Origin of the sequence: Mucilaginibacter agri (genome assembly GCF_009928685.1) — a bacterium.
In the GTDB taxonomy this organism is placed as follows: domain Bacteria; phylum Bacteroidota; class Bacteroidia; order Sphingobacteriales; family Sphingobacteriaceae; genus Mucilaginibacter; species Mucilaginibacter agri.
The window spans coordinates 124,870-149,926 of the sequence record NZ_WWEO01000041.1; the positions used below are offsets into that span (position 1 = coordinate 124,870).

At 44.3% G+C, this 25,057-nt stretch carries 26 protein-coding genes; 12 read left to right on the top strand and 14 right to left on the bottom strand.

From position 1 onward, the window contains the following. Nucleotides 1-52: 52 nt before the first annotated feature. Nucleotides 53-2,191 carry a carboxy terminal-processing peptidase gene (locus tag GSY63_RS07830; RefSeq protein ID WP_166585244.1) on the top strand — a complete coding sequence of 713 codons (2,139 nt, stop codon included), beginning with the start codon at nucleotides 53-55 and terminating at the stop codon, nucleotides 2,189-2,191. 76 nt (nucleotides 2,192-2,267) lie between these two features. Here the strand turns inward: GSY63_RS07830 and GSY63_RS07835 are convergent, their stop codons facing one another. The 3 genes from GSY63_RS07835 to GSY63_RS07845 all read right to left on the bottom strand — a co-directional run bounded on the left by GSY63_RS07835 (nucleotide 2,268) and on the right by GSY63_RS07845 (nucleotide 4,057). Continuing rightward, complete coding sequence (locus GSY63_RS07835) at nucleotides 2,268-2,957, bottom strand: hypothetical protein (protein WP_166585245.1); 690 nt, start codon at nucleotides 2,955-2,957, stop codon at nucleotides 2,268-2,270. A gap of 186 nt (nucleotides 2,958-3,143) precedes the next feature. Further along, nucleotides 3,144-3,647, bottom strand: a complete 504-nt coding sequence (locus tag GSY63_RS07840; protein WP_166585246.1) for a DinB family protein — start codon at nucleotides 3,645-3,647, stop codon at nucleotides 3,144-3,146. Between the two features lie 5 nt (nucleotides 3,648-3,652). Beyond that, entirely contained in the window at nucleotides 3,653-4,057 is a 405-nt protein-coding gene (locus GSY63_RS07845) for a VOC family protein (protein WP_166585247.1), read from the bottom strand. Nucleotides 4,058-4,183: 126 nt separating this feature from the next. Here GSY63_RS07845 and GSY63_RS07850 point away from each other — a divergent pair, with 126 nt between their 5' ends. From GSY63_RS07850 to GSY63_RS07900, 11 genes are all read left to right on the top strand, one after another. Next, entirely contained in the window at nucleotides 4,184-5,320 is a 1,137-nt protein-coding gene (locus GSY63_RS07850; RefSeq protein WP_166585248.1) for a ligase-associated DNA damage response exonuclease, read from the top strand. Beyond that, nucleotides 5,317-6,939, top strand: coding sequence for an ATP-dependent DNA ligase (locus GSY63_RS07855; RefSeq protein WP_166585249.1), 1,623 nt, complete (start codon nucleotides 5,317-5,319; stop codon nucleotides 6,937-6,939). Before GSY63_RS07850 ends, GSY63_RS07855 begins: the two co-directional genes overlap by 4 nt. A gap of 192 nt (nucleotides 6,940-7,131) precedes the next feature. After that, the gene (locus GSY63_RS07860; protein ID WP_166585250.1) at nucleotides 7,132-7,899 is read left to right on the top strand and encodes a DUF1835 domain-containing protein; all 768 of its coding nucleotides are present in this window, start codon (nucleotides 7,132-7,134) and stop codon (nucleotides 7,897-7,899) included. 191 nt (nucleotides 7,900-8,090) lie between these two features. Next, on the top strand, nucleotides 8,091-9,644 hold the full coding sequence (locus tag GSY63_RS07865) for an HAL/PAL/TAL family ammonia-lyase (RefSeq protein WP_166585251.1): 1,554 nt from the start codon (nucleotides 8,091-8,093) through the stop codon (nucleotides 9,642-9,644). A 4-nt stretch (nucleotides 9,645-9,648) separates the two neighbouring features. Then, nucleotides 9,649-10,377: a 3-oxoacyl-ACP reductase FabG gene (gene fabG, locus GSY63_RS07870; protein ID WP_166585252.1), complete on the top strand. Its 729-nt coding sequence runs from the start codon at nucleotides 9,649-9,651 to the stop codon at nucleotides 10,375-10,377. Nucleotides 10,378-10,381: 4 nt separating this feature from the next. After that, nucleotides 10,382-10,810, top strand: coding sequence for a 3-hydroxyacyl-ACP dehydratase (locus tag GSY63_RS07875; RefSeq protein WP_166585253.1), 429 nt, complete (start codon nucleotides 10,382-10,384; stop codon nucleotides 10,808-10,810). Between the two features lie 7 nt (nucleotides 10,811-10,817). Next, nucleotides 10,818-11,957 (top strand): beta-ketoacyl-[acyl-carrier-protein] synthase family protein, encoded by a 1,140-nt coding sequence (locus tag GSY63_RS07880; protein ID WP_166585254.1) that lies wholly within the window; start codon nucleotides 10,818-10,820, stop codon nucleotides 11,955-11,957. A 16-nt stretch (nucleotides 11,958-11,973) separates the two neighbouring features. Then, nucleotides 11,974-12,588 (top strand): hypothetical protein, encoded by a 615-nt coding sequence (locus tag GSY63_RS07885; RefSeq protein ID WP_166585255.1) that lies wholly within the window; start codon nucleotides 11,974-11,976, stop codon nucleotides 12,586-12,588. A gap of 121 nt (nucleotides 12,589-12,709) precedes the next feature. Then, nucleotides 12,710-13,909 carry a beta-ketoacyl-[acyl-carrier-protein] synthase family protein gene (locus GSY63_RS07890; protein WP_166585256.1) on the top strand — a complete coding sequence of 400 codons (1,200 nt, stop codon included), beginning with the start codon at nucleotides 12,710-12,712 and terminating at the stop codon, nucleotides 13,907-13,909. Further along, the gene (locus GSY63_RS07895) at nucleotides 13,909-14,967 is read left to right on the top strand and encodes a beta-ketoacyl synthase N-terminal-like domain-containing protein (protein WP_208094489.1); all 1,059 of its coding nucleotides are present in this window, start codon (nucleotides 13,909-13,911) and stop codon (nucleotides 14,965-14,967) included. The genes GSY63_RS07890 and GSY63_RS07895 overlap by 1 nt, the downstream gene beginning before the upstream one ends. Further along, nucleotides 14,961-15,338 (top strand): 3-hydroxyacyl-ACP dehydratase, encoded by a 378-nt coding sequence (locus GSY63_RS07900; protein WP_166585257.1) that lies wholly within the window; start codon nucleotides 14,961-14,963, stop codon nucleotides 15,336-15,338. The genes GSY63_RS07895 and GSY63_RS07900 overlap by 7 nt, the downstream gene beginning before the upstream one ends. A gap of 115 nt (nucleotides 15,339-15,453) precedes the next feature. Here the strand turns inward: GSY63_RS07900 and GSY63_RS07905 are convergent, their stop codons facing one another. The 11 genes from GSY63_RS07905 to GSY63_RS25065 form a co-directional block, all read right to left on the bottom strand. After that, nucleotides 15,454-15,717 carry a phosphopantetheine-binding protein gene (locus GSY63_RS07905; RefSeq protein WP_166585258.1) on the bottom strand — a complete coding sequence of 88 codons (264 nt, stop codon included), beginning with the start codon at nucleotides 15,715-15,717 and terminating at the stop codon, nucleotides 15,454-15,456. 12 nt (nucleotides 15,718-15,729) lie between these two features. Further along, a complete protein-coding gene (locus GSY63_RS07910) occupies nucleotides 15,730-17,007 on the bottom strand; it encodes an ABC transporter permease (protein WP_166585259.1) in 1,278 nt (425 codons plus the stop codon). Then, nucleotides 17,007-17,762, bottom strand: coding sequence for an ABC transporter ATP-binding protein (locus GSY63_RS07915; RefSeq protein ID WP_166585260.1), 756 nt, complete (start codon nucleotides 17,760-17,762; stop codon nucleotides 17,007-17,009). Before GSY63_RS07915 ends, GSY63_RS07910 begins: the two co-directional genes overlap by 1 nt. Continuing rightward, nucleotides 17,753-18,766, bottom strand: coding sequence for a BtrH N-terminal domain-containing protein (locus GSY63_RS07920; protein WP_166585261.1), 1,014 nt, complete (start codon nucleotides 18,764-18,766; stop codon nucleotides 17,753-17,755). The genes GSY63_RS07915 and GSY63_RS07920 overlap by 10 nt, the downstream gene beginning before the upstream one ends. After that, nucleotides 18,756-19,163 carry a hypothetical protein gene (locus tag GSY63_RS07925; RefSeq protein WP_166585262.1) on the bottom strand — a complete coding sequence of 136 codons (408 nt, stop codon included), beginning with the start codon at nucleotides 19,161-19,163 and terminating at the stop codon, nucleotides 18,756-18,758. Before GSY63_RS07925 ends, GSY63_RS07920 begins: the two co-directional genes overlap by 11 nt. 23 nt (nucleotides 19,164-19,186) lie before the next feature. After that, nucleotides 19,187-20,335: a beta-ketoacyl-ACP synthase III gene (locus tag GSY63_RS07930; protein WP_166585263.1), complete on the bottom strand. Its 1,149-nt coding sequence runs from the start codon at nucleotides 20,333-20,335 to the stop codon at nucleotides 19,187-19,189. Between the two features lie 4 nt (nucleotides 20,336-20,339). Then, nucleotides 20,340-21,239: a hypothetical protein gene (locus tag GSY63_RS07935; RefSeq protein ID WP_166585264.1), complete on the bottom strand. Its 900-nt coding sequence runs from the start codon at nucleotides 21,237-21,239 to the stop codon at nucleotides 20,340-20,342. 6 nt (nucleotides 21,240-21,245) lie between these two features. Then, nucleotides 21,246-21,737, bottom strand: coding sequence for a hypothetical protein (locus GSY63_RS07940; RefSeq protein WP_166585265.1), 492 nt, complete (start codon nucleotides 21,735-21,737; stop codon nucleotides 21,246-21,248). 109 nt (nucleotides 21,738-21,846) lie between these two features. Further along, nucleotides 21,847-22,614 (bottom strand): 2-phosphosulfolactate phosphatase, encoded by a 768-nt coding sequence (locus GSY63_RS07945; RefSeq protein ID WP_166585266.1) that lies wholly within the window; start codon nucleotides 22,612-22,614, stop codon nucleotides 21,847-21,849. A gap of 80 nt (nucleotides 22,615-22,694) precedes the next feature. Further along, the gene (gene gcvT / locus GSY63_RS07950) at nucleotides 22,695-23,771 is read right to left on the bottom strand and encodes a glycine cleavage system aminomethyltransferase GcvT (RefSeq protein WP_166585267.1); all 1,077 of its coding nucleotides are present in this window, start codon (nucleotides 23,769-23,771) and stop codon (nucleotides 22,695-22,697) included. A gap of 37 nt (nucleotides 23,772-23,808) precedes the next feature. After that, nucleotides 23,809-25,020 carry a glycosyltransferase family 4 protein gene (locus GSY63_RS25065; RefSeq protein ID WP_166585268.1) on the bottom strand — a complete coding sequence of 404 codons (1,212 nt, stop codon included), beginning with the start codon at nucleotides 25,018-25,020 and terminating at the stop codon, nucleotides 23,809-23,811. Nucleotides 25,021-25,057 lie beyond the last annotated feature (37 nt).

Below are 25,057 nucleotides of genomic sequence, written 5' to 3' on the forward strand. Positions count from 1 at the left end.
GTTGAATATTTTGATGTTTGATAATAGATCCCGTTTAGTAATAGTAAAAGACATGTTTAAGAAATTATATATCGTACTTATACTGGGCGCAGCAATGGCATGTAAGGCCGCCCCCAGCAAAACAACACCACAGGTTAACCCAGGCGATCTGCACCCCGACGAGCAACAAAGCGTTGTTTTAAAGCAGGTGGCCGATCTGATATCAAAATACAATTACAAAAAGGTTGAATTAAATGATTCAATCTCGAAGGTGATCTATAACCGTTACCTTAAATCGCTTGACGAAAACCACAATTACTTCCTGGCATCTGATGTTAAAAGCTTTGAGCAATATCAAACCGTTCTAGACGATGATATTAAATCGGGTAACCTCGATAACGTATTTTACATTTTTAATGTGTACAAAAAGCGTTACAATGAGCACATCAAATATTCTTTAGCCCAACTAAGCAAAACCTACGATTTTACCAAGAACGAAGAGTTTACTTACGATAGGGATAGCCTGCCATTTATCGCCAGCCAGGCGGAGATGGATGCTCAATGGTCGCAACGTGTTAAATATGACCTGCTAAACCTTAAACTGGCCAGTGCAGACATGACCAAAAACAAAGAGACCCTCAAAAAGCGTTACGAAAACCTGCTAAGCCAATCGAACAAATTGGCGAATACTGACGTGCTGCAGGTGTTTATGGATGCTTTAACCAACGCCATAGACCCGCACACTAACTATTTCAACCCTGCAAATGCGGCTGAATTTAACATCGATATGTCGCGCTCACTGGAAGGTATCGGCGCATCACTGGCTTCGGAAAACGAGTATGTAACCATTAAATCGATTGTACCGGGTGGCCCTGCAGATAAAAGCCACCTGATTAATATAGATGACCGTATTATCGGTGTTGCGCAAGGCAAAGCAGGCGAGTTTACAGATATTGTGGGCTGGCGCGTTGATAATGCCATCACTATGATCCGTGGCTCTAAAGGAACTATCGTTAAATTAAAAATCTTGCCTAAGGGTAAAAACGCATCTGATAAACCAAAAATCGTAGAACTGGTACGCGAAAAAATCATCCTGCAAGATCAGTCGGCTAAAAAAGAGATTCGTACTTATAACGAGAACGGCAAAGTGGTTAAAATAGGTATCATTTACGTACCTGCTTTCTACCTCGATTTCAACGCTTATAAAGCTGGCGACCCGAACTACAAAAGCACCACGCGCGACGTGAAGTTGATTTTAGATACCCTGAAACGCGATGGTGTTGATGGCGTGGTAATGGATTTACGCCAAAATGGTGGTGGTTCGTTAGTGGAAGCTGTAGACCTTACCGGTTTGTTTATCAAAAATGGCCCGGTTGTACAGGTTCGCGATACCCGAAACCGTGTAGAAGTTGACGAAGACGAAGACCCTACTATTTCATGGACCGGCCCGATGGCAGTTTTGGTTGACCGCTTCAGTGCTTCGGCATCAGAGATTTTCTCGGGAGCCATACAAGATTACGGTCGCGGTATGATTATCGGCACACAAACCTATGGTAAAGGCACCGTACAAAGTGTTATCGATTTAGATCAGGTAATTAGCCCATCTATTAAAGAAATGCTTGCCAACATTACTAAAAAAGGAACTAAGCCCGTAGGCAGCATGTCTAAATTCGGCCAGCTTAACCTTACTATGGCTAAATTTTACCGTGTAAGCGGTGGTTCAACCCAACACAAAGGTGTTACGCCAGATGTTACTTTCCCCGCAATTATTCCGTTAGATAAATATGGTGAAGACACTGAGCCTTCGGCTTTACCTTATGATATGATCAAACAAAGCACTTATACTAAAGTGGGTGATTTTAGCGCTGTATTACCGCAATTACGTAAAATGCACGACGACCGTATGGCCGCCAGCCCTAATTACAAGTATTTGCAAGAAGACATTGCCGACTTTAAGAAACGTGATGCAGAAAAAAGCGTAACCCTTAACGAAGAGCAATTAAAACAACAGCGCGATGCCGACGAAGCCAAAACCTTCGAACGTAATAATCTGCGCCGTGTAGCTTTAGGCCTGCCTCCGTTGAAAAAAGGCGAAACACGCCCTAAGAAAGAAGACCTTGACTTCTTGAAAATTGAAGCAGGACAAATTTTAACAGACTACATTAGCATGGGTAACAAATTAACCGCAACTCCGGTTAAAACTACACCATAAGCAATTAACAATATAAAAGAGAAAGGCCGGGCAGTTTGCCCGGCCTTTCTCTTTTATAAACATTTTGATCCTGTATCTACTTTCCGAAAACGTAGAAAACAGAAAAGTTAACACTTGATGCTAAATTGAATCCGAAGCCATTTGTATGACCATTTGAGATGCTGTTATAATAGATATTACGGGATTTATTATGTGTATAAGCTAAGTTGCCTATAGCGGATGACAGGCCCAGTTTCTTTGCCGGAAAATAAACTATGTCCAATCCTACACCCGCACTGTAGTTCCAGTTTTTTTGTTCTGTTACATCCGAATAACCATTAGAAATTGGCTGATAATTATTGGTAGTCTGCCTCCCATAGGAGAACGAAGCAAACGGACCCGTTCTAATACCAATCTTGCTTTCATACAAAAAATACTTCCTTAAATACAACATTCCCGTCGCATTTTGAAATTTCGAATCATAAGCTTGGCTATTGTAAATAGAAGTTGAAGTACCTTTTTGGTAACCATAACTGGCCGACACACCTAAATCGAGATTGCTGGCAACAAAATAACTGTAATTGGGGCCGATGTTATAAGTTGTCAATTTGGTATCGCTAAACGATGTACTTGAATAAGTATTAGTAGCAGTATAATTCGTATTGCTCACTTTCGAAGTATTAAATCCAATAGAACCGCCTAATAATTGATTGCCTTTTTCTGTTTGCGCCTTTACGGCCGTAAAGCTGCTTAGGGCAAGCAGCGCCATGAGAAGTTTTTTAGTCATTATGTGATAAAGTAAATTTGGCGAAAGATATTACTTTATGGTTAACCCGTGTAATTAATTTAACATCAGGCAACCCCAAATTCCCAACCAATTAATAATCAGCGAGAATATTTCTACTTGGTAAACCCCTATAAACAGAAAAGGGCACCCCAAGTTGTCCGGATGCCCTCTTTTATCGTTCCTTGCTTAGTTTACAAGATGTTTGTTAATATTTTTCAACTGATGGATGTGTCTTTGCGTGTGCACCACAACAAAATTGATAAACTCAATACGGGTAAGCTTGCCCAAATTTGGAAACTCAAAGTCTTCGCAGGTTAAAGTCAAATCCTCCACCTTAGCTACCGCAGCTACACTTGCCAAGGCCGTTGCCAATTCGGCCGACATCGACTGCATGTCGTGAACGGTTTCCGTTGGCAAAATAAATTCCGGCGATTTCATTTTGATATCAAAATTCAGGAAAGTTTCGCGCAGCATGGGCACATAGGCTTCCGGGTCCCGGTCTGTTGGTTTTACATTACCCTCCAAAACCTCAGCGAACCCCGAGCAAGATTTCAGTACATGCTCGGCTACCTGCCCGGCAGTCCAACTACCATCAAACGGCACCGTGTCAAACTTGCCGCTCGGAATTAAAAATATCGCCTGGAGTAATTCCTTCGACGTATTCTCTACATCATTTGCTATTACATTCATACTATTTAGCTTTGTGGCATTCCAGCCGGGTCCATCCAAATTAATTCCCATATATGGCCATCAAGGTCTTCGTAAGCCCACGAGTACATCCAGCCCTCATCTGTTTTCTTTAGTGCTTTGCCTCCCGAGTTAACTGCTGTGTTTACCATTTCGTCAATTTTCGCTTTGGTGTCTATTGAAATGCCTATCAATGCCTCAGTAGTTTTAGTTGTGTCAGCAATTTCTTTATCAATAAAGCTTTTAAAGAATGGCTCTACCAGCAACATCACAAAAATGCTATCGCTTACTATCATACAAGTTGCCTGCTCGTTCGTAAACTGAGCGTTGAATGTATACCCGAGTGCGGTAAAAAAGGCTACCGATTTATCGAGATCTTTTACCGGAAGGTTTAAAAAAATTTGACTTGCCATAGATGTATCATTTTAGTTTACACAAACTTATAGCTAAACACCACACTATATGATGTGCAAAAGCGACAATTAGAGGGGTGTATTGCGACACGAAAAACAAGTTGGTATTGCAAGGGTTATATTATTATGCCGAAAAAACCGCTGCTCGAGTTTACTGACAAAGGGATTTACTGTGCCAAAGGGAAGTTTTACATAGACCCCTGGAAACCCGTAGACGATGCGGTTATAACCCACGCCCACGCCGACCACGCCTATGTTGGGCACAAGCACTACCTGGCGCATTACCTCTCGCGCGATGTATTGTATTATCGCTTAGGTGAGATCAACCTGCAAACAGTAGAATATGGCGAAACGGTTTTTAAAAACGGGGTAGAAATAAGCATGTACCCTGCCGGCCACGTAATTGGCTCTGCGCAAATAAGGGTAGAATCTCAGGGCGAAGTATGGGTGGTCTCGGGCGATTACAAAACCGAAGATGATGGCGTTTGCTCACCATTTGAACCGGTACGCTGTAATCATTTTATATCCGAATGCACCTTCGGTATGCCGGTGTACCAATGGAAACCACAGGCCCAATTATTTGAGGATATGAATAACTGGTGGCGGCATAATGTTGAGAACAACCTGGCAACGGTAGTGGTGGGCTACTCATTAGGCAAGGCGCAGCGTATTATCCAAAATCTCGATCTGTCCATCGGTAAAATATATACCCACGGCGTTATCGAAAACACAAATGAAGCCTTACGACGAAACGGTGTAATACTCAACCCAACCACGCGCATTACGATAGACTCTAACAAAGAAGAAGTACGCAAAGGCATTATCATCGCCCCGCCCTCGTCTGTAGGTACGCCGTGGATGCGCAAGTTTCAGCCTTATAGTTTTGGCTATTGCTCTGGTTGGATGGCTATTCGCGGTTCCAAACGACGCCGTGCCGCCGATCGTGGCTTTGTGCTCTCAGACCATGCCGACTGGAACGGCCTAATCAGCGCCATTGACGCCACCGGCTGCGACAGCGTTTATCTTACGCACGGCTACACAGCCAGCTTTACACGCTATTTAAATGATATTGGGTTTGACGCCCATGAGGTGCATACGCTGTATGGTGGCGAGGAGGAAACCCCTCCCCAACCCTCCCCCGAGGGGAGGGAGCAGCAACTAAATGAAGCTCAAGTCCTCTCCTCTGGAGAGGATTTAGGTGAGGCTAATAAAGCGCTCCCCTTCGGGGAGGGTTTGGGAGGGGTTGAGGGCGATATTCTATGAAAGCCTTCGCCCAACTTTTTCTCTCGCTCGATGAGACGAATAAAACAAACGAAAAAGTCCGCATTCTTAAAGACTACTTTAACTGTGTGCCCGATACGGACAAGATGCATATGCTTGCGCTGTTTACCGGGCGAAAACCCAAACGACAGATTAACAGTACGCTATTCAGGCTTTGGGCAATAGAGGCCGTGCATATACCCGCCTGGCTGTTTGAAGAGAGCTACCATGTTGTGGGTGATCTTGCAGAAACGATAGCATTGCTATTCCCGCAAAACACTGCACAAAGTAGCAATAAAACCCTAACCGAATGGATTGCCGAGATCAACACCCTCAGCGCCTTTACCGAGGAAGAAAAGAAAGTATGGCTATTAAACTCCTGGGCAATTTTAGATACCCAGGAGCGCTTTGTATTTAACAAGTTAATGACGGGAAGTTTTCGTGTTGGGGTATCGCAAAGCTTAGTGGTTAAAGCTGTAGCCGATATTGCCAACCTCGATGCTAATGTACTTACCCATCGAATTATGGGCAGCTGGAAACCCGAGGAATACACTTTCACCCAGCTCACTCAGCCCAAGCAGGACGAAGAAGACATCTCGCGCCCCTACCCCTTCTTTCTGGCATACCCGATACAGGAAACATCAACGGTGCAAAAGTCGGTTGAAGATTTACAGTCAGCTTTAGGCGATGCTACTGAGTGGCAAGCAGAGTGGAAATGGGACGGTATTAGAGCACAGTTGATTAAACGCGATGGTCAGCTTTTTATTTGGAGCCGTGGTGAAGACCTGTCGACCGATAAATTTCCGGAACTGCACCCGTTTATGAACAACCTACCCGATGGCACCGTACTCGATGGCGAGATCTTGAGTTTCCGCAATGGCTTACCGCTTCCATTTAACGTATTACAAACACGCATCGGCCGCAAAAATCTGACAAAGAAAATTCTGGAAGATAGCCCGGTTTCGCTCATAGCTTATGATTGCCTGGAATATGATGGCGAAGACATACGCTACAAAACCCAAACCCAGCGCAGAGCAGTTTTAGAGGACCTGCACCGGGATAATGCTTACCCGGAGATCTTCAATATATCACCGTTGATCACATTCAATAGCTGGGAAGAACTAAGCGAAATTCGCGGACAATCGCGCGATATGATTGCCGAAGGTATAATGCTGAAGCGCAAAAACGCCACCTACCAGGTAGGCCGCCGTCGGGGCGACTGGTGGAAATGGAAAATAGACCCGCTATCTATTGATGCTGTGATGATCTACGCTCAAAAAGGCCACGGCCGCCGCGCCGACCTTTACACCGACTATACATTTGCGGTTTGGGACGGCGACAAACTGGTGCCCTTTGCCAAAGCCTACTCAGGATTAACAGATGCCGAGATTAACAAGGTAGACAACTTTGTAAAACGCAACACGCTCGAAAAATTTGGCCCCGTGCGCACCGTAAAACCAGAATTGGTGTTCGAAATAGGCTTTGAGGGTATAAATAAATCAACCCGGCATAAATCTGGCGTTGCCTTGCGGTTTCCACGGATACTACGCTGGCGGCACGACAAGCCTAAGGAAGAGGCTGATAGTATTGAGACGTTGAAGGCTTTATTGGGAGGTGAATAAAATATAAAAGCCGTCATCCCGAACTTGTTTCGGGATCCCACAAGATGTGCCTACAGTATACTTAGCAAATGGGATCCCGAAACAAGTTCGGGATGACGTAAAGGTTAACTTTGACAAAACGTTTCCTCTTCCCTATGTCACATATCTCTATCGCCCTATAAACAAATCAACCAATAATTTACCTTTACCTCTATGGAAAAAACGCTCCACATTCTCAATGGTGATGCCACCTTACATGGATTTAACGATACCGGCCTCGACGGCGAGGTAATTGTTTGGCGCGAGGTACTGTCGGAAGGTCCGCTTTGTAAGGGCATTGATAGTGAGTTTTGGAAAATGCGCGCCAAATGGGTGAGCGATACATTTAAAATTACACCCGAAGACTATTTTAAACATACCGTAGATAAGCTGGATAAGTTTAATTGCCCGCACGAAGAAATTAATCTCTGGTTTGAGTTCGATCTGCATTGCCAGGTGAATATGCTTGGGGCTATGCAACTGATAGAGCAACAGGTTGATTTAAGCGAAAAGGCTATTTACCTCATATCCCCGAATAGTTTCCCGGGCATGCCCGATTTCCGAGGCATGGGACAACTAAATGGCGAGCAGCTTGAGTATGTATTCGACGACCGGGTACGTCTAACCGAATACGACTTTCGCCTGGCCGAAGAAGCCTGGGCGCTATACGTTAAAGGCGATGTTGCCGAATTACAGAATTGGATAGATACTAACCCCTTCTGGGGCAGCTTGCACAACTTAAAGCCTGCCATGCAGGCGCATGTGCAACGCTTAACAGTTAATGCCGAGGGATACAATCATATTGAGCAAAGACTGATCGATATCCAAAAACTAGGCATTAAAAACCGCCCGGCTATCTACGAGGCCTTTTGGTCAACCGAAAAGATTTATGGTATGGGTGATAGGGAATTGGATATTTATTTGGATAGGTTAGGCTTATAGCATTCCCTGACCTGGACCGTGTCATTGCGAGCGATAGCGTGGCAACCTCGTAGCAATATATTCGATCTGTAGGCTACGAGGTTGCTTCGTGCCTCGCAATGACACGGTGTGTTAATTCTCTCCAAATCCTACCATATATTTTCCTAAATTTACCCGTTTAATATTTCTATCATATTACTAATAATTTGCCCATGATAATTGTTGGACAAAGTACGCTTGCACTACACGATTTTGCTGAGATCATATTTAACGGTCAGCAGGTTGTGTTGGACGAGGCCGCTTTAGAGAAAGTTCAAGTCAACTATAATTTCCTTACTCAATTTTCGTCAAACAAACTGATCTACGGTATCAATACCGGCTTTGGCCCAATGGCCCAGTATAAGATCAGCGACGACAGCCTTTTACAGCTTCAGTATAACCTCATCCGCAGCCACTCGTCTGGCAGTGGTAATTTGATACAAGCCCACCTGGTTAAAGCCCTGATGGTTGCCCGCCTAAACAGCTTTATGCAGGCACGTTCTGGCGTACACCCCGATGTAGTAAACCTGCTGGCAGATCTTATTAACAAAAACATAGCGCCCTGCGTGTTCGAGCACGGAGGTGTAGGCGCCAGCGGCGATCTGGTGCAACTGGCCCACTTAGGCCTGGTACTGATTGGTGAAGGTGAAGTAATTTTTGAAGGGCAAGTTCGCCCTACGGCTGAGGTTTTTGCCGAGCAAGGTGTTAAGGCGTTAACCATTCACGGTCGCGAAGGCCTTGCCATTATTAACGGAACGTCGGCTATGACGGGTATTGGCATGACAAATGTAATCCGGGCACAGAAGCTGCTGGATTGGTCGGTAATGTTGTCGTCAATGGTCAACGAAATTGTGGAGGCCTATGATGACCACTTCTCTTACGAACTGAACATTGTTAAACGCCACAAAGGCCAGAACGAGATCGGCGCACAAATGCGCGAAATTTTGAAAGACAGCAAACTGATCCGCGATCGTTCGGAGCATTTATATAATCCTGATAATTTAGATCAGGAAGTATTTGAGGATAAGGTACAGGAGTATTATTCGCTTCGTTGTGTTACGCAAATACTCGGTCCTATTTACGATACCATTCAGCAGGCGGGCGAAGTACTGGGAAATGAGCTGAACTCGGTGAACGACAACCCGGTTATCGACCACGAAAACAACAACGTTTTCCACGGCGGTAACTTTCACGGCGATTATGTTTCTTTAGAAATGGATAAGCTGAAGATTGCGATCACCAAACTTTCTATGTTATCAGAGCGACAGTTAAACTACCTGCTGAACCAAAAGCTGAACCAGAAATTCCCGCCGTTTGTAAACCTTGGCGTATTAGGCTTAAACTTTGGAATGCAGGGCGTGCAATTTACGGCCGTATCTACCGTGGCCGAAAATCAAACGCTTTCGTTCCCGATGTATGTGCACAGCATCCCGAACAACAATGACAACCAGGATATGGTGAGCATGGGCTGCAACGCAGCATTGATGACGAAAAAGGTGATCGATAATTCGTTCGAGGTATTGACCATCCAACTCATGACCATTGCACAGGCTATAGATTACATGGGCTTTCAGGATAGGTTATCATCGGCGTCTTCGACTGTTTACACACAACTACGCGAGATTTTCCCTGTATTTGTGGAAGACCAACCGCAATACAAAACCTTGAAAAAAGTTAGAGAGTTTTTAGAAACTGCGGATTCATTTATTCCGGCACAAGCTAATTAATTTGATGAAGTGCGCGTTAGTTACCGGTGGTTCGAGGGGAATAGGCAAAGCAATCTGCATTAAAATGGCAGCATTGGGCTATTATGTGCTTATTAACTTTAAAAGTAATACCGCAGAAGCCGAAAACACATTGCAACAGATTAAAGATGCAGGCGGTAATGGCGAGTTGATGCAATTCGACGTGGCCCACAAAGAGCAGATAAAGCAAGTGTTAGGTAGCTGGATTGAAGCTAACGAACAAAACCCTATAGAAGTACTGGTAAACAACGCCGGTATCCGCGAAGACAGCCTGCTAACCTGGATGACAGACGAGCAATGGGACAACGTGATAAGTACCAACCTCGATAGTTTCTTTTACACCACACGCCTGGTTTTAAACAGCATGATGATGAACCGTTTCGGCCGTATCATCAATGTGGTTTCACTGTCGGGTATTAAGGGGCTACCGGGGCAAACCAATTATTCGGCTGCTAAGGCAGGGGTAATTGGAGCAACTAAAGCCTTAGCGCAGGAAGTAGGCCGTCAGGGCATCACCGTAAATGCACTTGCTCCCGGTTTTATTAAAACTGATATGACCGAGGGACTTGACGAAAAAGAACTACGTAATCAAATTCCTGTTCGCCGTTTTGGACTGCCGGAAGAAGTTGCTCATGCGGCCGCGTTTCTGGCGTCTGCCGATTCGGGGTATATCACCGGTCAGGTTTTATCTATTAACGGCGGTTTATATTCATAAAAATATGTTGCCGCAATCCGCTATTCCACTTATCCCACAAAAGGCACCATTTGTAATGGTAGACCAGTTGTTGTTTGCCGATGAAACCACCGCTAAATGTGGTTTCACTATAAAGGCAGATAATCCGCTGGTTGATAAAAGCTCTTTTACAGAAGGTGGCTTACTCGAAAACATTGCCCAAACAGCTGCGGCCCACGCCGGCTATAAGGCATTAGCAGAAAACAAACCTGTTATTAAAGGGTTTATCGGAGCAGTAAAAGACCTCGAAATTTTCGGTATACCAAAAGTAGGTGATGAATTACTAACCGAAATATATACCGAAAACCAGATTTTTGACGTTACCGTAGTTACTGGTAAAGTTTGGTGCAACAACCAGCTTTTAGCCAGTTGCGAAATGAAAATATTTTTACAGGATACTTCAGCCAAAGTTTGAGCCGCTAATGGGACAGTTGAGTAATAAAAGCGTTTTTATTATTGCAGACAATGTTTGCAGTCCTTTAGGCCGTACTACTGCCGAAAACTTCGACAAGCTCAAAAACGGGATTTCAGGTGTTCAACAACATCATAGGGCTGATCTATCGAACGCTCCCATAGCAGCTTCCTTGTTCAATGGCAACGAAGTTTTGATTCCCGGCGCGGACACTTACACCAAATTTGAGCAACTGCTTGTTGCATCAATCGCCGAAGCATTAAGCCAAATTAAAGTTCAGGTCGATGATCCTAAAACCGGCTTAATTATCTCCTCCACCAAAGGCAATATCAGCCTGTTGGGAACAGAAGAAAACAACGAAGAACTACAGAAACGGATCTCGCTTAATACTTCTGCTCAATTGGTAGCACGTTTATTTGGTTTCGTTTCTCAACCTGTTATTATATCCAATGCCTGCATTTCGGGTGTTATGGCAATTGTTACCGGCATGCGGATGATTCAGTCGGGGGAATACAATCAGGTGGTGGTTACGGGTGCCGATGTGATATCTAAGTTCGTGGTATCCGGTTTCCAATCGTTCCAGGCATTAAGCGCGGAAAGATGCAAGCCATTTGATAAAAACCGCGCCGGACTTAATTTGGGTGAAGGTGCCGCCACGATAATTTTATCGGGCGATGAAAAATATAACGGTAATATTCGGGTAACAGGTGGTGGTATTAGTAATGATGCAAACCATATCTCTGGGCCATCGCGCACAGGGCAAGAACTGGCAGATGCCATTACCAAAGCTTTAAGCAATGCTGGGGTAAAATCAACTGATATCGATTTGATCTCAGCCCACGGCACAGCAACCCCTTATAACGACGAAATGGAAGCCAAGGCAATTACACTTGCTGGCATCCAACATACGCCTGTAAACGGACTCAAAGCCTTCTACGGCCATACATTAGGCGCAGCCGGCCTAATTGAAACCGTACTGGCCAAACAATGCATGGTGCAAAATACTTTATTACCTACCTTAGGTTTTGAGGAAACAGGTACAGCGCCACTAAACATCACAAGTGCCATTAGCGACGCCGAAATTAAACACTGCGTAAAAACAGCATCGGGTTTTGGTGGGTGCAATGGCGCGTTGGTTTTAAGTAAATAAATTAGCAGAAAGAAGATTGTCGGCAGAACAGCAATATATCACAAGCAGTTGTATCATTAGCAATAATGCGGTGTACAAGGATGAGATGCCGGTGTTCGGAGGTCAGAGCCCGGATTTAGCCGCTTTTTTGTTATCTACCTACCAACATTTCGAACTCAACTATCCAAAATTCTATAAAATGGATAATCTGAGTAAATTAGGTTGGCTGGCATCAGAGGTTTTATTGAAGGATAGTTTCGATAAAACTAAATATCAGCCCGAGGAAATTGGGATAGTATTAACGAACGCCAACTCTAGCCTCGATGCCGATCTAAAATATTGGGATTCGGCGCAGGATATGGCCAGCCCATCGTTATTTGTGTATACCCTGCCTAATATTGTAATAGGCGAAATCTGCATTCGCAATGGTTTTAAGGGCGAAGACGCATTTTATATTACGCCTGCTTTTGATGCTGCATTTATCCATCAACAGGCAAGCTACTTGCTAAACAATGACATATTAAAAGCCTGCATTTGCGGCTGGGTTGATGTGGTTGGTGATGAGTATAAAGCGGCGTTATTTTTGGTGGAGCAAAGCAGCAACGGGGTTGAGTTTGAAGTAAACAATTTGACAAAGACATTTAATATATAAAATATGTCATTGCGAGCGATAGCGCGGCAACCTCGTAGCTATACAAATTAGATCTGCATAGCTACGAGGTTGCTTCGTCGTACCTCCTCGCAATGACATATTTATTAAAAGAAAAATAAAAATGAGTTCACCGGTTTACGTTGCAGGTTTAGGCGTTATCTCGGCCATTGGAAACAATGTGGCGGAGAACCTGGCTGCGCTTAAAAGCGGCAAAGCCGGCATGGCCGATATTACTTATCTGCAAACAAGATACAAGCACGAGATTCCGGCTGCCGAAGTGAAATTCAACAATTCGCAATTGGCTGCGATGGCAGGCTTTCCGGAGCATATTAGCCGCACGGCTTTATTGAGCAGCATTGCAGCTAAAGAAGCATTAGAGGACTCAGCTATCAAAAATATCGGCGGTCTGCGTATTGGTTTTATTTCGGCCAATACCGTGGGGGGTATGGATAAATCCGAACATTTTTACGAAGATTTCTTAAAGGACAATCAAAGAGGCGATTTGCTAGATGTAGTAAATCACGGCTGCGGTAATATTACAGAACTGGTTGCCGATCAGTTGGAGATCAACAGTTATGTTACTACTATTAGCACCGCCTGCTCTTCATCGGCCAATGCGATATTTTTTGGTGCGCGGCTAATTCGCGCGGGGATACTGGATGCAGTTGTAGCCGGAGGTACTGATGCCTTTACCCGGTTTACGCTTAACGGCTTTAATACCCTTATGATCCTCGATCGTAAATTTTGCAAACCTTTTGACGAAAACCGTGAGGGCCTTAATTTAGGCGAAGGCGCGGGCTATGTAGTATTGGTATCCGATAAAATTGCCAAACAGCTTGATAAAGAACTTTATGGCAAACTAAGCGGGTACGATAACAGCAACGATGCCTATCATCAAACAGCAACCTCGCCCGAAGGCGACGGCCCGTACATGGCTATGCAAGGTGCATTAAAACGGGCGGGGCTACAGCCATCTGATATTGGCTACATCAACCTACATGGCACCGGCACACCAAACAACGATCAAAGCGAAGGCACGGCGGTAATGCGTCTGTTTGATGGCAATTATCCGCCGATGAGTTCTACCAAATCCTTCACAGGGCATACCTTGGGAGCAAGTGGCGGCATCGAAGCGGTATTTTCTCTACTCGCTTTGAAACACGGTTTGGTATTCCCAAATCTTCGCTTTGAAACGCAGATGAAAGAATTACCTTTTTCGCCACAAACGGAGTTGCTAACCGATCAGCCAATCAATCATGTATTGTCTAACTCTTTCGGGTTTGGCGGTAATTGTTCATCATTAATATTTTCTAAGGCATAATGATGAAGCTATACATTAAATCAACAGCCTGTATTTCAGCCCAAAAAACTTTTGGGGATGTCCCATTTTTGACCGACGCGCATACCTATACCAAGCCTCGTTTGGATGCTATAGAACCGGATTACAAACCCTATCTCGATCCCAAGCTAAGCCGCAGGATGAGCAGGGTAATTAAGATGGGAGTAGCGGCCGCGAAGGAGGCACTAAATCAATCAGGCGTTACGATGCCCGATGCCATTATTACCGGCACTGCTTATGGTTGCGTAGAGGACACCACTGTTTTCCTAACCCGCATTATTGAGCAGGAGGAAGAAATGCTGCCACCTACAGCATTTATTCAGTCTACCCATAACACGGTAGCAGCTCAAATAGCATTGATGCTGCAATGCCACGCCTACAACAACACATTTGTACACAAAAGCTTCTCTTTCGAAAGCGCATTAATGGATGCCGCCATGCTGTTTGCAGAGCAGGAAGCATCAACCATTTTAGTAGGCGGAATTGACGAAATAACAGACACCAATTACGCCATCTTCGACAGATTTGACACCTATAAAAAGGGAGATTTTACTAATACAGAGCTGTATGCAACCAATTCGCCGGGTACTATTGCGGGCGAAGGGGCAGCTTTCTTTGTGTTGTCTAACGAGTCATCGGGTAGCGATATAGCTTCTATCGATGCTTTTCAAACCGTTTACAAGCCTGCCAATATCGAAGAGGCTGTATTGAGCTTTTTAACCGCTCATGATTTACAGTTGGATAATATCGATCTTGTTATTTCAGGTAAAAACGGGGATACACCAAGTGACGTGGCTATTGATGAATTGGAAAAAGGCTTATTTAAGAATAACCCGTTAATTCATTACAAACATCTCTGCGGCGAGTATCCAACGGCATCATCTTTTGCTTTGTGGTTGGCTTCTAACATTGTTAAAACAGGAGCAGTTCCTGCTGCATTGGCAGAAAACAAGGTTACCAATTCGCAAATCAAACGAGTATTGATCTGCACTCATTATCAAAATAAATACTGGTCGCTAATGTTGGTTTCAGCATGTTAAAGGATACTCTATATACTATTCAAACTTTGCAGAACAGCGACAATGCCATTTATGCAACGCTGCTGCTCAACCCCACTCACGAAATTTTTTCGGGTCATTACCCAGAGCAACCGGTGCTGCCCGGAGCATGTGCATTGCAAATGATACAGGAAGTAATGGAAATCGCTTTTGACCAGTGCGTGCAGCTTATTAAAGCCAGCAGCATGAAGTTTTTATCGATGGTGAACCCTCAAACCGATCCGGTTCTGCAGTTAAAGGTAAGTTATCAGGAGGTGGAGAAACTGCAGATAAAAATTACCGCAACGCTCAATTGCGGTCAAACGGTGAGCTTTAAATTGCAGGCTTTATATCAGCAGATTATGAAGTGCTGATACGATTTTTATCAAATTTGTCATTTCGACGGAGGAGAAATCTTCTACGATGAAACAGTCGGCGCAGAAGATCTCTCACTATCGTTCGAGATGACAAAAATATTTTAGGCGCGGATTATTTCGCAGAATGCTCTACAATATAATCAGCCATCGAATTTACGTCCACTAATACCTTGCGGCCGTCCTTAGGATCTTTGATGGTGATGCCATATTCTTTTTTAAGCAGTACGATTAGTTCCAACGAGTCGATAGAATCCAGACCTAAACCATCGCCGAAAAGTGGCTCGTCATCTTTAATGTCGGCCGGGGTAAGGTCGGTTAAGTTTAAAAACTTGATGATCTGTTGCTTAAGCTGTTCTTTCAGCGCTTCTTTTTCCATTATATGTTTCTCTTAGATCAGGTTCTTCTTTTTTAGTCCAATGTAGGCTGCCAGTTGTATCAGCAGCGTAATACCCAGCAAAGGTAGCAGATTTGGAATTACATCCTTCAGTTTTCCTCCCTCTAAAAACAGGGTATAATAAGCTTCTATGCACCAGTGTAATGGCGAGATAGCTGCAACCGTTTTAAAGGCATCGGGCATGGCAAAGCTGGGTACCATCAAACCGCCCACGGCGGCCATTATCACTATAGATACCGCGCCAAAGCCATTCGCTTGCTCCTGCGTTTGGCAATACACGCCCATGCATATCGCATAACTTACTGCACACCATCCGCACACCAATGTAACCATCAGCAAGCCAAAGTAATCGCTTGGTAAGTTTAAGGCCGGCAACCCGATGTGGGGAAACAGCCAGATACCCATCGAAAATATTACCAGTGCCTGTAGCAAAGTAACGCCCAGGTAGGTTATTTGTTTAGAGACCAACGCCACCATAAAATTGGTTGGCAGCGTTTTAAGGCGAATAAAACTACCGCTTATCTTTTCCCTAACCACGCTGCCGCCGAGGGAAATTATGATGAAGAACATGGCGAAAATTGTCCAGGCGGGCACGTTATGTTGTGTAGCATTGGGCATAATAATACCTCCGCTAATAGATACCGGCAATTCATTAATCTTAGTCTGGTTATTCAACAGGTCCTTTTCCAATGCCTCCGGCAATGGCTTTTCGTTAATGGCGAAGTATAGCTGGCGCAAGGTTTCGCGGCTTTCTACAATTTGCAATGCACTGCGCAGTGCGCCATTGATAGACATTCTGTACGATTCCTGTATAATAGGCTGATAGTACATCGCCAGGGGATTTACCGATATTTTGCTTTTAGCAGTATCTCCCGATAAACCAAAGCTATTTAATGCTTTGCCCGATACATTCTTTGCTTTTGCTGTTATCTTCTGCGTGTAATCAGCCGGAATCACAATAGCCAGCAAGGCGTCTTTACCGCGCATCCGCTGTTTAATGGCATCGTCTGTTTCTGCTTTATCGATGTTGTTGATCTTAAACATTCCCATCTTATCCAGCGTGCTCATGAGTTGGGTGCTCAACTTGCCGGTATCGCGGTTGCATACCATCATGGTAATGCGGTTTTTGTTTACCAGCTGAAAGGTGCTGTTTTGAATACTGGTTACAATAATCACCAGTATAATAGGCATAATAAAAGCCAGCGCTATACCCACCTTATCGCGAAGCAGGATCCTGATATCCTTTATAATGGTTGCCTTCAGTTTATACATCAGTCACGATATTGTTTGCCGGTTAGTTTTAGAAACAAACCCTCAAGGGTTGGTTCTTTATATTTCTCCATCAGGCTATTTAAACCACCCTGGGCTATGATCTTGCCATCATCAATCATGGCTACGTCGTTACACAGATCCTCAGCTTCGCTTAACTGGTGTGAGGTATAAACCAGTGTAGTACCCTGTTCATTTAGCTGATGCAGGTAGCCTATGATAGCATGGCGGGTTTGCACATCTACCCCAACGGTGGGTTCGTCTAAAAACAAAATGGCAGGATTGTGGATCACTCCTATCGCCAGGTTAACCCGGCGTTTCATCCCTCCCGAAAATTTCTGTACCTGTTGGTTACGTACATCCTGCAGACCTAAAACTTCCAAAAGTTCTGTGGTACGATGATTGGTTTGCTTTTTTGTTAGGCCAGCCCACGCACCGAAGAATTCGAGATTTTCGGCCGGACTTAGTTCCTGGTAAAAAGAAAAATCCTGCGGTACAAAACCGAAGAGCTTGTTAACTGCCTTATTTTTCTTATCGACCGGCTCTCCCAATAATTTAATGCTGCCGCTGTCGGCATTTATCAGGCCGGTCATTAAACTCATTAGCGTGGTTTTACCTGCTCCGTTTGGGCCAAACAAACCAAAACGCTCGCCTTTTGGGATTTGCAGATTCAGGCCAGTATAATGCACGCCCGCATCTTCCGCATAGCTAAAGCTGAGGTTTTGTATATCTACCGCTAACGAATCTGTTATTGCCATTTTATATTTTTCAGTTCGGTAAAAGCCTTACGTTCAATCTCCGAGATCTCGATCAGATAGTCGCCCATCTGGTTAAAATCTGCCTGGCTGCCCAGGCGTCCTTTATAGATCCCTGCAGCTAATACGGCCGAAGTACGCCAAAGGTCGCCCGTCTCTGTAAATTTTTCTGAAATCCGGAGCAGATCATCATTCGGCAAATATTCATGCGCCTCTTGTAAAAAGGCCCCGTACATGTACCGGAAACCGCCGCCACCGGTGCCGATCTCCTCCTGCATACGCACTAATTGGGCTAAGTATTGGCCGGCTTTTTCAAGCCCTAAACTATCACGCCATTTTTTTATGCGGCCACCGGTAAACTTAATCCCATCTACGCCAGCAAACCAGCCGGGGATGTTCAGCATGTTGCTTACGTTTAGCTTAATACCATTTCTAATGGCATTGCGGATGGTATCGTCTGTAACTTCTACTCCACTTGCAGGGTAATAAATTTGCCCTTTAGGTGCCAGCGCACCTTTGGCAAAACGCACACGCTCTAACTCGTAGCTAGTAAGTGTGGTGGGCGTTTCCATAATTGGGTCGCTGATGAGGTAGTTGTCTTCCTCCTTACCAAAAACGATAAGGTTATGGGCGTTGAAGTGGAAACGGTACTCGCGCGGGAAATACGACAGATAGTAAACCCCAACCTGGCAACCTACAGGGCTACCCTGCGCCAATGCATCCTGCAAGTACTTTTCGGCCTCTGTTTTGGAGTTGAATTTTTTGCGGATGATAGGAATACCCAGCGCTTTACAGGTACGCTTAAATATCAAACCCGGAAACGTACGGAAGGCGATTGCCGGGCCGTTGTTAACTTTTATTAAGGGGATATAAGCAAAAAATAAACCTGCGCCCATGCCAAAGGCCAATGGCTCGGTTATTTTTGCGGCCCCAATATTTTGTAATAAACTCGAAGTAACCCCTGATTCGCAATGTGCAGACTGGCGGTGTACAAAATCAACTTTCATGCACATTCATGCTTTTAAGGTCGGCGACCTTTACATTAAACGCCTCGGCGTATTTTTCTAATTTTTTGTCGGATAATTTATCGAACACTTCAGGCTTTAAATGCCGCTTAATCTGCCATTGCCAAAAGCCGGTATAGTCGGCCAGTATAGAGGCATCCATCATACGGTATTCCATAAAAAACAACAGGGGGCTTGCTTCCTTATTTAATACCTTTTGTTTTGCGACGGCAATGCGGTGGTCAATTTCCTGCCAGGCTACATCAAGGGCTTTGGTTTTTACATCCCAACCAGTACTTAGTGCAGTAACGTATTTACCTTCACTATCCGTGGCGTAACAAACCTCCCTGGTAATTTTACCGAGCGACCCTAAATCCTGCGGAACATCTTCCTTTTTCATTCCCTAAACCCTTTATTGCCTGCTTAACAAACAGTAAGCATGGCATACATGTACGAAAAGCGCGAACTTTCTGGTACCAGTAATAAGATCTTCTCTCCTTTTTTCAAGGTGCCGTTGTTAAACAGCTCATTAATCATCAGGTAAACAGATGCTGCACCTACGTTACCTACTGTATACAGGTTGATAAACCATTTCTCGTATGGTATACCGCCGCCGTAAATCTGCACCAGGTCGTAAATTTTACTTTTGAAAAAGTCGCTCGAAATATGCGGTAAAAAGTAATCGATATCTTCGGCAGTTAAGCCTTTCTTTTCAAAGATCTCTTTAATCTTTTTACCACCCAGCGGCACAATGTTATCACTCAATAAACCAATATCCTGCTTTACGCTGAAGATAGATTTGGTCATGATCTCTTCGGGAGTATAGTCCATAAAACCCTTTAGCGTACCATCGGCTTGCTTATCGCCGCCCATGTACATGCAAGTTTCCATTTCATTAGCGTAGGATACACCTTCAATCCATTCTATGCGCAAGCTCAGTCCTTCCGGATTTGGCTTATCACTCATCAAAAATGCCGAAGCACCGTCAGACAACATCCAACGCAGAAAGTCTTTCTGGAATGCGATATATGGGTTCTCGCTCAGCTCTTTAATTTTTTGTACTTCTTCTTCAAACACATCAGACACAAGCAGGCCCGAAAATCTTTCAGACCCTGTAGCGATGGCATGTTTTACATCGCCGGTTTTGATGGCCAGGTAAGCGTATTTTAAAGCATGCATACCCGCACAGCACACACCAGATGGCGATACTACTTCAATGGGGCCGATCTCCGGCAACCAGCCGTGCGCCATAACGCCGTGGCTTGGCATCATTTGGTCGGGCGATGAAGTGCCACAAGATAGCAGTTCTATTTCTTTGATCTTTTCGGGATCATTCTTAAACAATTCTTTAACCGCAAGGGCGGTCATCTGCGCGTTGGTATGGGTTGATTTTCCGCCTTTCTCCAATGCATAATAGCGGTTAATGATACCGTTGTTACGCAATACTATCTTTTTCGATTTGGATGGTTTATTGTCGATATAACCTAAATAAGCCTCCATATCATCGTTTGCTACGGGCTCGTTCGGAAAAAATGCAGAAGTTGAATTAATATATACCTCGTTGGCAGACATGGTTTTAATTTAATAATAAGTAATGTAGTTTCTTGTTTCGTATTTGTTTCTGAGTGAATGGCCTCAGTAAAATATTGTCTAATATCAGCATTATTGGTGCGCCTAAAAAAAGCGCAATAAACAGGTAATATTTAAAGGCGGTTGTCCATGGCAGCTGGTTCTTTCTTTTAACAATGATCTTGGCCCAGGCTGCAAAAATGTATTTAGCTTTGCCTTCAATTACCATTAACGGGTATTTTACAAATGCTGCCCCGGCATCTACCAGCTGTTTTTGCATCCCTTCCCAGTTTCCACTATTCAGATGTTTTATAACGGTTTGACCGTATATTTTAGTGCGTTCTATATCCTCGTCACTCACACCCGGTTTTGGGAAAACATTCAGGTAACGCTCCTTTTTACCGCTTAGCATCCAGTAAAAAATGGTTACAAAACTAACCGGGTTCGAATGCTTATCTACTAACGCCACATTGCCTACATGGTTTGCACCCGCGTCTGCCAATAGTTTCTTTATTTTATCAAAGGCGTTTAACCACATGTTACGGCCAGCACTTATAGTTACTATAGGTGTGCCCTGTATTAGCGTCTTAAATTTAGGATCCTGTAATAGGGTGCTGGATGGTATGCTTGGCGATAAAAACCAGGGTTGGTAGGCCAATATTACCAGATCATACTTTTCTTCCTTTAAAGTATAGGGCTGCAGCGGGCGTGTGTTACCCATTACGCAATCGGGCATTACGCTAAAGAAACGGCTGCCCGTCCAGGGGAAATCGTAATTGGTTTCAGGGTGGATCTGCACCTTTTCAACCGTTGCTCCCGAAGCTGCCATCGGCTCCGTAAATGAGTCTACAATGTCACTCATCTGGCCCGACTGGGTGTAGTATATCGCAAGGATCTTTTTACTCATCAATGGCTAATTAAAATCTTCGGGATGCAGCACTTTAGACGTTTTACTATATTCTATTACGGCATGCTGCACAACAGGCGATAAGCTTTTAAAATGTTCTTTGATATAAGCCTTATCTACCTGAATGTTGCTGCTGTACTTAACCACCTTGGGCGCGTGCTCTTGTATACCTAAGCGCAAAAACCTAAACTCGGCATTATTGCTATCGGCCATAAAAGCGGTTTGAAACTTGATGCGGCCATCTTTAAAAAAATGCAATTTATCTTTTGGCTTGCTCAGCAATCCTGCTTTACGCATTAACAGCACACCTTCATAAGCTCCACGATCTTCCACAGGAGCGCTGGCTACAGCAGTTAGTTGATTTTCGATCTCACTCAATGTCCCAGATGCCATAGCCTGATAAAATGTCGACTTCTCAAACTTCTGCAACAAGCCAGTGGCATTAACAACACCTGTTAACGTTACTAAAACCAATAAAAAAGCTAATCTTCCTCTCATAACACAACACTAGGCGTACCAAACATAATAAAATATAAACGACCTCACAACGGTGTTTAAACGTTACAAGGTCGCTTTTGTTAGTCCGACTAAATTTTTCTGAATTGGTTTAGGCCAGCTTTACCAATCGCTCTCCTTCTAACACCGGGATAGCCGTGGTTATATCTACATTTAAACAAAATGCTATATCCTGTTCGATACCCAATTTGCGCATTCGCTCGCCGTGCGAGGTTTTGCTCAGGTAGGCCGGGATGTCGCTTTTCGCCAACTGAAATAGATCATAAGCTGCAATAGCCGGATCGTCCAAAGTGTATTCTCCAGATTGTTTAAGGTTATCTATTACGGCCCCGGCAAATGCAGTGTCTTCCAGGTTGAAGTTATTCTTCCAGCCTGCGCAAACCAGCAGGATATTTTCGTTCTGTGTTTTCAGCCAGTTGCTCAGCGCAGTAAGATTCAGGAAAGAACCAATTACCACTTTTTTGGCAGCGCGCGATAAATGCAGCGCATGGGTACCGTTGGTAGTAGTTAACACCACAGTTTTACCGGCAACCTTTTCGGCAGTGTATGAGAACGGCGAATTACCAAAGTCGAAACCTGTAACCACGCTTCCATCGCGCTCTGCAGCTATCAGATAGTCATTGCCTTTTTCGCGGTAAGCAATGCATTCTTCCACCTGCGCAACGGGGATAATCGCTTCGGCACCATTATCAATGCCGTAGCAAATAGATGATGTAGCACGAAAGATATCGATAATAACTACGATGTACTCTTCGACTTTATATAAAGGAAGTAGCGCCGGAGAAAGGCAAACCTCTAAAGCCCCCCGTCCCCCTAAAGGGGGAGTAGAAGTAGCTTTTCTATTTTGAGTATTTGTCACTATATGTTTTTTTGCTCCCCTTTAGCGGCAGGGGCTCTTATTGATTCTATTACTTCCCCTTTAGGGGGTCGGGGGGATACTTATTTAAAAGGCATTTTGGCAACAACTGCCTTCACTTTATTATCACGGATCTTGATGTAGATCTCCGTACCTTCTTTGGCGAAAGCGGTTTGCACATACCCCATACCGATAGCGCTTTGCAACGATGGCGATTGTGTTCCTGAGGTTACTTTGCCAATGGTATTACCTTCTGCGTCAACAATCTCATAATCGTGGCGGGGGATGCCGCGTTCGATCATTTTAAAACCGATAAGCTTACGCTCAACGCCTGCAGTCTTTTGAGCTTGTAAAGCCTCTGAATTAGTAAATTCTTTGCTGAATTTAGTTACCCAGCCTAAGCCGGCCTCCAATGGCGAAGTAGTATCGTCGATATCATTACCGTACAGGCAGAAACCCATCTCTAAACGCAGGGTATCACGGGCGCCCAAACCGATTGGTTTAATGCCAAATGGTTCGCCAGCTTTAAATACTTCGTTCCAGATGTGCTCAGCATTAGCGTTATCGCAATAAATTTCGAAACCGCCTGCACCGGTGTAGCCCGTTGCAGAAACCACAACGTTATCAATACCGGCAAATTTGCCTTTGTTAAAAGTATAATATTCCATCGAAGCTAAGTCGATATCTGTAAGCGATTGTAACGCCTCGGCTGCTTTAGGGCCTTGAACAGCCAGCAATGAAGTGCGGTCTGAAATGTCTTTCATATCAACACCTTCGGTGTTAAATTTAGAGATCCAGTTCCAGTCTTTTTCTATATTCGATGCGTTAACAACCAGCATATAGGTTTTATCATCGATGCGGTAAACCAAAAGGTCGTCAACAATGCCGCCGTCCTGGTTTGGCAAGCAAGAGTATTGTACTTTACCATCATACAGTTTAGATGCATCGTTACTGGTTACGCGCTGAATAAGGTCTAAAGCATTTTCGCCTTTTAGTATAAACTCGCCCATGTGGCTTACATCAAACACACCAACAGCTTTACGTACCGTCTCGTGTTCAACATTGATACCTGCATATTGTACGGGCATGTTATACCCTGCAAACGGAACCATTTTGGCTCCTAAACTACTATGTATATGGGTTAAAGCTGTATTCTTCATGCGTTATTTTTAATAGCGCAAAAGTAACATTATTACCTTAGTCCGTTAACACCTGCTGATAAAAAGCCACCAGCTTATTTGTAACAACACTAATATCATGGGTACTTTCTACCAGCTTACGGGCATTTTGTCCTATAGTTTTGCAATATTCCTCGTCGGTTATGCATTTGCGGATGTGGTGGTAAAACTCGTCGGCATCATTGGCAATCAGAATATTTTCACCGTGGGTGTAGCCTATGCCCTCAGCACCCAATGCTGTAGAAATAATGCATTTTTCCATGGCCATTCCCTCCACAATTTTAACGCGCATACCGCCGCTGGATAGTAAAGGAACTATCATAATGGATTTGCTGTTTACAAACTCCAGCGCGTCGTCAACCTCACCCTGAATGTAGATTTTGCCCATCACCTCATAATCATCAAACTGTTCGGGAATGTCGTTACCGGCTACGTAAAACCGCACATTCAGTTCGCCGGTGCTCAGATCGTGGTAAAAGGTATTTAAAAACCACTGGATCCCCTCGCGGTTAGGCATCCAATCTAACGACCCCAAAAAGAATAGGCTGGGGAACTCGACTTTGCTATAATCGGGCTTGTACTGCTCCATGTTTAAGCCTACCGGCAATATACTCACCGGCGGGGCTATTTTACAATTGAGCATGGTATCCCTATCCTGTGCAGTGAACACTCCAATAGCATCAAAGCGGTTGAGTTGGTGCAGCTCGTATTTTTTAATCCTCGAAGCCATTAGCTTGAGGTACCATTTTTTCAGAGGGTCGCCTTTTTGCACAGCCAGGCGATGCCAAACCTGGTGCTCTACATTGTGTGAACGATAGATAAGCTTGGCTTTGCTATGTTTACTTACCGCATTTATATAGGGGGTGATAAATAAGCCCTCAAACTGGATAATATCGTAACTACGATCTGCAAGTTCCTGGATCAGCAGCTTTTCGAAACCGTGATCGTGAAACCTGTTGGCATAATGCGCATGTTCGTTAAAGAGGTTAAGCACCGCCTCATATATAGATACGCCGATATTGATAGGGTATGATTTGTAGTGGATCCTCTCAATCAGATCATACGAACCGGCATATTCTTCGTGATGGTGGGCGTTCTGTTTGGGATCGAGCGCAAATAAAGAAACGTCATGTCCCAGGTTAAGCAAGCCCCTAATCGTATTACACACCACAATAGGGTATCCTCCATTCTGCGGAAATGGGACTCGGTGTGTAAGAATAAGTACCTTCACTGGGTTAATTTGGTTTATTGCAAAAATACCATCCCAG